We start from the raw sequence: 7,209 nt of genomic DNA, 5'->3' as shown, positions 1-7,209 counted from the left end.
CAAACCCTTGATAATTCTTGATGGACGGTAGGGGACTTGAACCCCCGACCTCCAGAGTGCGATTCTGGCGCTCTCCCAACTGAGCTAACCGCCCGCTTTGTTTTATAATATTTTATCAAAAAATTTCTAAGGAGGAACAGATGAACTGGCAGGATGTGAAAAAAAATGCAAAAGAAAAGTTAAAACCTTACTGCCGTGTATGTCCTATTTGCAATGGCATTGCCTGTGCAGGAGAAGTCCCGGGTATGGGTGGCGTTGGAACAGGCTCTTCTTTCAAAGCCAATATTGAAGCTTTACACAAGATCAAACTCAATCTTTCCACTATCCATAATGTAAGAGAACCTGATACAGCTATTGAAATTTTTGGTCAAAGTCTTTCCCTTCCTGTAATGGCTGCACCAATCACAGGAACAACATACAACATGGGAGGTGCAATTACAGAAGAGGTTTATTGTGAAGAGGTAATTGCAGGCTCTATTATGGCAGGAACAATTGGCTGGACAGGTGATGGAGCAGATCCATTAATGTATGGAAGTGGAATTAATGCAATTAAGAAAAATAATGGCAAAGGAATTCCTATAATTAAGCCAAGAGCACAGGATGAGATAATCAAAAGAATAAAGCAGGCTGAAGATGCGGGAGCAAGAGCAGTGGGAGTTGATATTGACGGAGCAGGACTTATTACAATGGCACTGAAGGGACAGCCTGTCAGTCCAAAATCTCCAAAGGAGATTGAAGAACTCGTTAAGGCAACCTCTCTTCCATTTATTCTCAAAGGAATAATGACTTTGAGAGAAGCTGAAATTGCTTACAACGTGGGTGCTTCAGCAATTGTTGTATCAAATCATGGTGGAAGAATTCTTGACCACACTCCAGGTGTTGCAGAGGTTCTGCCAGAAATTGCTGAAAAATTTAAAGGTAAAATTAAAATTATTGCAGATGGAGGAGTTCGTTCAGGAGTTGATGTGCTTAAGCTTCTTGCTCTTGGAGCAGATGCTGTGCTTATTGGAAGACCAGTTGTTGTAGCGGTTTTTGGTGGTGGAAGAGAAGCTCTTAAGCTTTATTTTGACAATATAAAGAATGAGCTTAAACAGGCAATGCTTCTTACAGGTGTTGCCTCAGTAAAGGATGTTCCAAGAGCTATTTTAAGGTTCTAATTTTATGCTGCTCAGGCATATTGCCTGGGCGGCTATTCCTTCACCTCTTCCAATAAATCCCATGCCTTCAGCTGTTTTTGCTTTGATGTTTACTTTTAATCCAAGTTTTTGAAAGTTTTGTACCATTCTCGGTATATAAGGGCTGAGTTTTGGTTTTTCAGCAAATATTATGCAGTCAATCCATAATGGTTCAATTTTTTGCTCATGCACAAGTTTTAAAGTTTTCTCAAGTAAAACAAAGCTTGAAATATCCCTATATTGAGGATCTGTATCAGGAAAATGTGTTCCTATGTCACCTGCTCCTGCTGAGCCAAGTATTGCATCAATTATTGCATGAACTAAAACATCGGCATCTGAATGCCCTTCAAGTCCTTTTTCATAAGGTATTTCAATTCCTCCGATAATAAGTTTTCTTCCTGAGACAAGCCTGTGACTGTCATGTCCTATACCAACTCTTATATTTAAGATTGAAGACTGAAGATTGTTTAAATAAAGTGATTTCATTTTTTCCAGGTCCTGCCTTGTTGTTATTTTAATGTTTTTTTCATCACCTTCTACAGTATAAATTGTGCCACCATATCTTTCTATTAAAAAGGCATCATCCGTTCCATAAACTCCTTCTCTGTAAGCTTTTTCGTAAACCTTAAGAATCTTTTTAAACCAAAATGCCTGAGGCGTTTGCACTGTTCTTAGAATTTCTCTATTAAGCGTTCCGCCAACAATGTTTTTACTTTTAATCCATTTAACTGTATCGGTTATTCTTGTTACCGGGATTACACCGTCAATCTGTGGACTCATGGCATAAAACACCCTTTCTACCAATTCTTTACTGACCAATGGACGGGCTGCATCATGAATTAAAACAACTTCTGTATCCTCTGGCATTACTTTCAAGGCATTGTAAACAGAGTCCTGTCTTTCCTTTCCACCTTCAACAATTTCTTTAACTTTTTTAATGTTAAAAATTTTTAGATAAGAGCGTACTTTTTGGACTGCATCTTTTCTTGTTACGATCCATATATCATTGATAAACTCAAGATTGTCAAAAGCTTGAACAGCCCATATAAAAATTGGTTTGTCATTTACTTCAAAAAATACTTTATCTGGCGAGCCAAATCTTTTCCCTAAGCCAGCTGAAACAATTATAGCGCTACACTTCATGATGCGGTTCAGATGCCTCAGCCTTTGGTTTGCCAAATATCATTCTTCCAGTTCCTGTTTGTAAAACACTGTGAATTACCACATCAATAGTCTTACCAATATATTGTTTCCCTTCCTCAACAACCACCATTGTTCCGTCATCAAGATAAGCAACTCCCTGCTCAGGCTCTTTACCTTCTTTAACTATAAAGAGTTTTAGAACCTCACCTGGAAGCACAGGAGGTCTCATTGCCTGAGCAAGTTCATTCATATTCAGTACAGGCACTCCTCTTAATTGAGCAATTTTTATGAGATTTAAATCATTTGTAATCAGTGTGCCTTTAAGAATTCTTGTAATTTCAACGAGTTTTATATCAACTTCCTTTATTTCAGGAATGTCTTTTTCCACAATCTCAAATCTTATTTTTTCAGCACTCTTAATTTTCTGAAGCACATCAAGTGCTCTTCTGCCTTTTGCTCTTCTCAGAGGATCTGGGGAGTCTGCAATGTACTGGATTTCTTTTAAAACAAATCTTGGAATCAATAATGTGCCTTTTATGAAACCTAACTCTACAAGATCTGCAATTCTGCCATCTATGAGAACATTAGTATCAAGGATTTTAGGCTCTTCCCAGATAGCTTCTTTTTTAATTATCCATAGAATATCTGCAATTTTTATTGTCTGAGCTTTTTTTAAACCAAAAATTGCACCAGCATATCCAAAACCTGTAATAATGCTGAAAACAATAAATTTCAGATCATAGAAAATTAACAGAGGAATGCTTAAAAGAAGTCCTGTTAAAATTCCGAAAAAAAGCCCTAAAAATCCAAACAGTATTTGCGAACTATTCATTTTTTTGAAATTTGAGTATATGAAAAGCAGTAAAAAAATGCTTCCTGATAAGACAATCAGGCTTTTTATAATGGGATTGATGAAAAATGACTCACTTAAGGTGAAAAAACTAACAATACCAATAGTTATCACAAAAAGAAGAACTAACAGGCTCATGATCCCAGAATCATATAAAATTTTTTACCGCCTCTGTTTATCAGCACAAGAACATCAGGTCTTGAGATTCTCCGTATTGCCTTTTGAAAATCAGATGCAGAAACTATTCTTTGTCTTTCAATCTCCATTATTAAGTCTCCCTTTCTAAGTCCTGTGGTTTCAGCTGGTGAGCCAGGTTCAATTTTATAAACAACAACTCCTCGGTCTTCTAAATCTACTCCAATCTGTTTCGCCATTGATGGGTCAAGGTCAATTACTGATAGTCCTTTAAAGGGATTTTCAGGCTTTCCTGTTGATTTTTTTAAAATTTTTGTATCCTGAATCTGTTCTGAAGGAATTTGAGCAATTGTAACTGGTAGTGTATAAATCTGACTATCTCTGAAAATTTTTAGATTCACAATTGAGCCAATTTTACTTTGAGCTACAAGATTTCTAAGTATAGCACTTTCTGTTATTTGTTTGCCATCATATTCCAGAATTATGTCACCTCTGCGGAGTCCTGCTTTGTAAGCAGGTGAATTTTTTGTTACATCTGTAATGATAACTCCATATGCTTCTTTTAAATTAAATCTCTCAGCAAGCTCAGCTGTTAAGTCCTGAACCATTATTCCTATCCAGCCTCTTATTACCCTGCCTTCCTTTATTAAACTGTCTTTTATTATACGAGCCATATTACTTGGAACAGCAAATCCTATTCCCTGATATCCTCCAGTTTTTGAAAATATTGCTGTATTTATCCCTATAATTTCTCCTTTTATGTTTACAAGCGGGCCTCCTGAATTGCCTGGATTAATTGCTGCGTCTGTTTGGATAAAGTCTTCATAGTCTGCTATTCCCACATCTGCTCTTCCTGTAGCGCTTATTATTCCCATTGTAACAGTGTGAGTTAATCCATAGGGATTGCCAATGGCAAGGACAAAATCTCCTACCTGAAGTTTGTCACTATCTCCCCATGGAGCAACTGGTAAATCCTTTGCATTTATTTTAATTACTGCAAGATCGGTTTTAGGATCAGCACCAACTAAAGTGGCTTTAAATGTTCTTCTATCATAGAGAGTTACTTTTATGTCTTCTGCCTGTTCAATAACATGATAATTTGTAAGGATGTATCCATCAGTTGAAACAACTACTCCTGAGCCCATGCTCATTTCTTTCCATTTTTTACCTTGAGAATTTCCAAAAGGTGGTAAGAATTCAAAAAGATCTTCAAGTGTTGGCGGATTCTGGACAGTCCTTGTTGTAGAGATGTTTACAACTGAAGGAGAAACTGCTTTTACTATCTCAGCAAAGCTTTTAACAGGCTCAGCAATATCTCTATAAATAGGGATAGACTGTCTTGTTGTGGTTATGAGATAAAATAATGTTATCCCACTTAAACATCCAATGATGAAAGTTAAAATGATTAAAGCAAGTTTTTTTCTTGTCATTTTATCCTCTTTTAACCATTTTCCTGATCTCTCCAATCCTTAGAGTTATTTTATGGGAATCAAGATGCTCAAGATATGCTATAGCATATCTTCTTGTTGTATTAAGAAGATTTCTGAATTCAGAAACTGTCATCTCATTCTTTTTTGAAAAGAAATCTTTAAGCAGTTCAAGCATTTTGTTATAACTTTCCACTGGAAGATACAAAGAGTCATTTATTCGAACTATCTTTCCTTTTCTAACAATTATTTTTAATATGTCTGATAACTTTGATTCAGAGATTGAGAGTTTTTGAGCAATCTCTTCTTTAAGTGGAGGTTGAAATTCTCTTTGAAGTTCTCTTATTATTCTTTCCTCAAGCACGGGATCAATCTCTTCCCTCTGGGCTGATTTAAGCTTTACTGTGTTGCCTTCCACTGAAATTTCTTCAATATAGGGCAAAAGCATTAAAAGCTCAGAATCAACAGAGAGTTTTGTTTTCAGCTCTTCCTTGGGTAAACCTTCCTTAAATGGATTGGTTTGATGGAATTCTTTAAGTAAATTTAATAGAGATGATTTGAAATTATTGAAAACATCTATATGGAAAAGCTGATTTTCCGCCTTTATAATCTTTCGTTTTTCAAGAAGTTCATCTATGGCTTTTTTAATCTCTTTTAAATCTGCATTTATCCAGCCTTCAAGCTCAGATATTGAGACCCCCTTAAATGCCTTCCTTTTAATCTTGATTTCTATCTTTTGTGAAAGGCTGCCACTGGAAAGCAATTCAAGATGCTCAGATTGTATTTCTCTCTTTTTTCTTGGTGGATCAGGATCAAGAACAATTCCTCCACCAAGAGTTTCAAGTGGAGAAAATCTTCGAAAAATAAATTTATCCTGAGCCATTGCCACTATGGGTTCCTGCAACTTCACATAAGCAAAGCTTTCTTCTTCAGGTAAAATTTCAGCTTTGTTGAAAAGCTTTATCCTGCCTACAGTTTCAGATGTAGTAAGATAAAAATGAATGGGGGCTCCGTTTTTGAGGGGACTTACATCTTTTAAAAGCTTTATCTTTACTTCCAGAAATGTAGTTAGTTTAAGTTTTTGAGGAATACTGACAACATCTCCTCTTTTAAGGTCTTCTTTTGATACTCCCTGAAGATTTATTCCAACTCTTTGTCCGGCATACGCTTCATCAAGTTTTTCTCCATGACTCTGAAGTCCTCTTATCCTTGAACTAATTCCTGCTGGAAGAATTTCTACAGGGGAGTCAACAGAGATTTTTCCTGAAAGAACTGTTCCTGTAACAACAGTTCCAAAACCCTTTAATGTGAAAACCCTGTCAATGGGCATTCTGAATATTCCACCAGTTGATTTTTCTTCAACTGATAAAGCGAGTTGTCTGATTTTTTCCTTTAAAAGCTCAATATTGTATCCAGTTTTAGCTGAAACTGGTATTATTTGAGCATTTTCAAGAAATGTTCCTTTAACAGCTTCCTTTACATCTTCTTTTGCAAGTTCTATTGTTTCTTCATCAACAAGATCTACTTTATTCAGAGCAATCAATCCTGATTTTATTTTTAACAAATCGCATATTGCCAGGTGTTCTTTTGTCTGAGGCATAACTCCTTCATCTGCAGCAACTACCAGCATTACTATATCAATTCCACCAACTCCTGCAAGCATGTTTTTGATGAGTCTTTCATGTCCTGGTACATCAACTATGCCAACAATCAGGTCTGGATATCTTATGTTTGCAAAACCAAGATCAATTGTTATACCTCTTTCTTTTTCCTCTTTTAGTCTGTCAGGATCAATTCCAGTTAATGCTTTTACTATAGCACTTTTACCGTGATCAATATGTCCTGCTGTGCCAAGAATTACTTTTTTCATCTGCTGAACTGAACGAAGTTTTTAAGAAGTGTAAGTCCTGTTTTCTGTGATTTTTCAGGATGAAACTGGGTGGCAAAAATATTCTCATAAATTATCATTGATGTAAAATCTGTGCCATAATCTGTAACTCCAGCAATAATCCTTTCGTCTTCTGGGACAACATAGTAAGAGTGAACAAAATAAAAATAGGAATTATCAGGAATGCCTTCCAGTATTTTGTTTTTTCTTTTGAATTTAACTACATTCCATCCCATATGAGGGATTTTGTATTGTCTTGGAAGATTGAATCTTACAACCCTTCCTTTAAATATATCAAGCCCTTTGCAAAATCCGAACTCTTCAGATTCACTAAAAAGTATCTGCATTCCCAGACATATTCCAAGATAAGGTTTGCCATTAACAATTTCTTCTTTTATTGTTTGTAATAGTCCCAATTCTGAAAGGTTTTCCATGCAGTCACGGAAAGCTCCAACTCCGGGAAGCACAATAGCTCGGGCATTTTTAATATCCTCTGCATTCTGAGTTATTTTTACCTGAGCTTCCACTGCCTCTAATGCCCTTGAAACGCTTCTTATATTTCCCATTCCATAGTCAACAACTGCTATCATT

At 36.1% G+C, this 7,209-nt stretch carries 6 protein-coding genes and 1 tRNA gene; 1 reads left to right on the top strand and 6 read right to left on the bottom strand.

The window, feature by feature from the left end; genetic code table 11:
• Window positions 1-21: 21 nt before the first annotated feature.
• Window positions 22-94: transfer RNA gene (locus tag ACP5O9_RS03145), tRNA-Ala, on the bottom strand.
• Between the two features lie 46 nt (window positions 95-140).
• Between ACP5O9_RS03145 and ACP5O9_RS03140 the strand changes: the two genes are divergently transcribed.
• Complete coding sequence (locus tag ACP5O9_RS03140; protein WP_353686285.1) at window positions 141-1,157, top strand: alpha-hydroxy-acid oxidizing protein; 1,017 nt, start codon at window positions 141-143, stop codon at window positions 1,155-1,157.
• On the opposite strand, the gene ispD is transcribed toward ACP5O9_RS03140, so the two are convergent.
• From ispD to hisH, 5 genes are all read right to left on the bottom strand, one after another.
• Window positions 1,146-2,318, bottom strand: coding sequence for a 2-C-methyl-D-erythritol 4-phosphate cytidylyltransferase (gene ispD, locus ACP5O9_RS03135; RefSeq protein WP_424905246.1), 1,173 nt, complete (start codon window positions 2,316-2,318; stop codon window positions 1,146-1,148). The genes ACP5O9_RS03140 and ispD overlap by 12 nt on opposite strands.
• Window positions 2,308-3,150, bottom strand: coding sequence for a PIN/TRAM domain-containing protein (locus ACP5O9_RS03130; RefSeq protein WP_424905247.1), 843 nt, complete (start codon window positions 3,148-3,150; stop codon window positions 2,308-2,310). The genes ispD and ACP5O9_RS03130 overlap by 11 nt, the downstream gene beginning before the upstream one ends.
• Window positions 3,151-3,302: 152 nt before the next feature.
• Window positions 3,303-4,733 (bottom strand): DegQ family serine endoprotease, encoded by a 1,431-nt coding sequence (locus ACP5O9_RS03125; RefSeq protein WP_353686288.1) that lies wholly within the window; start codon window positions 4,731-4,733, stop codon window positions 3,303-3,305.
• Between the two features lies 1 nt (window position 4,734).
• A complete protein-coding gene (gene selB, locus ACP5O9_RS03120; RefSeq protein ID WP_424905249.1) occupies window positions 4,735-6,600 on the bottom strand; it encodes a selenocysteine-specific translation elongation factor in 1,866 nt (621 codons plus the stop codon).
• Window positions 6,597-7,208, bottom strand: coding sequence for an imidazole glycerol phosphate synthase subunit HisH (gene hisH / locus ACP5O9_RS03115; RefSeq protein WP_353686290.1), 612 nt, complete (start codon window positions 7,206-7,208; stop codon window positions 6,597-6,599). The genes selB and hisH overlap by 4 nt, the downstream gene beginning before the upstream one ends.
• Window position 7,209 lies beyond the last annotated feature (1 nt).

Source organism: Thermodesulfovibrio sp., assembly GCF_049969575.1.
Taxonomy (GTDB): Bacteria; Nitrospirota; Thermodesulfovibrionia; order Thermodesulfovibrionales; family Thermodesulfovibrionaceae; genus Thermodesulfovibrio; species Thermodesulfovibrio obliviosus.
This window is presented reverse-complemented; position numbering and strand designations above follow the sequence as displayed.

Bases quoted from the DNA above. Each gene is read 5' to 3' on its own strand.
- ACP5O9_RS03130 (WP_424905247.1), bottom strand. From the start codon at position 3,150: ATGAATAGTTCGCAAATACTGTTTGGATTTTTAGGGCTTTTTTTCGGA.
- ispD (WP_424905246.1), bottom strand. From the start codon at position 2,318: ATGAAGTGTAGCGCTATAATTGTTTCAGCTGGCTTAGGGAAAAGATTT.
- hisH (WP_353686290.1), bottom strand. From the start codon at position 7,208: ATGATAGCAGTTGTTGACTATGGAATGGGAAATATAAGAAGCGTTTCA.
- ACP5O9_RS03125 (WP_353686288.1), bottom strand. From the start codon at position 4,733: ATGACAAGAAAAAAACTTGCTTTAATCATTTTAACTTTCATCATTGGA.
- selB (WP_424905249.1), bottom strand. From the start codon at position 6,600: ATGAAAAAAGTAATTCTTGGCACAGCAGGACATATTGATCACGGTAAA.
- ACP5O9_RS03140 (WP_353686285.1), top strand. From the start codon at position 141: ATGAACTGGCAGGATGTGAAAAAAAATGCAAAAGAAAAGTTAAAACCT.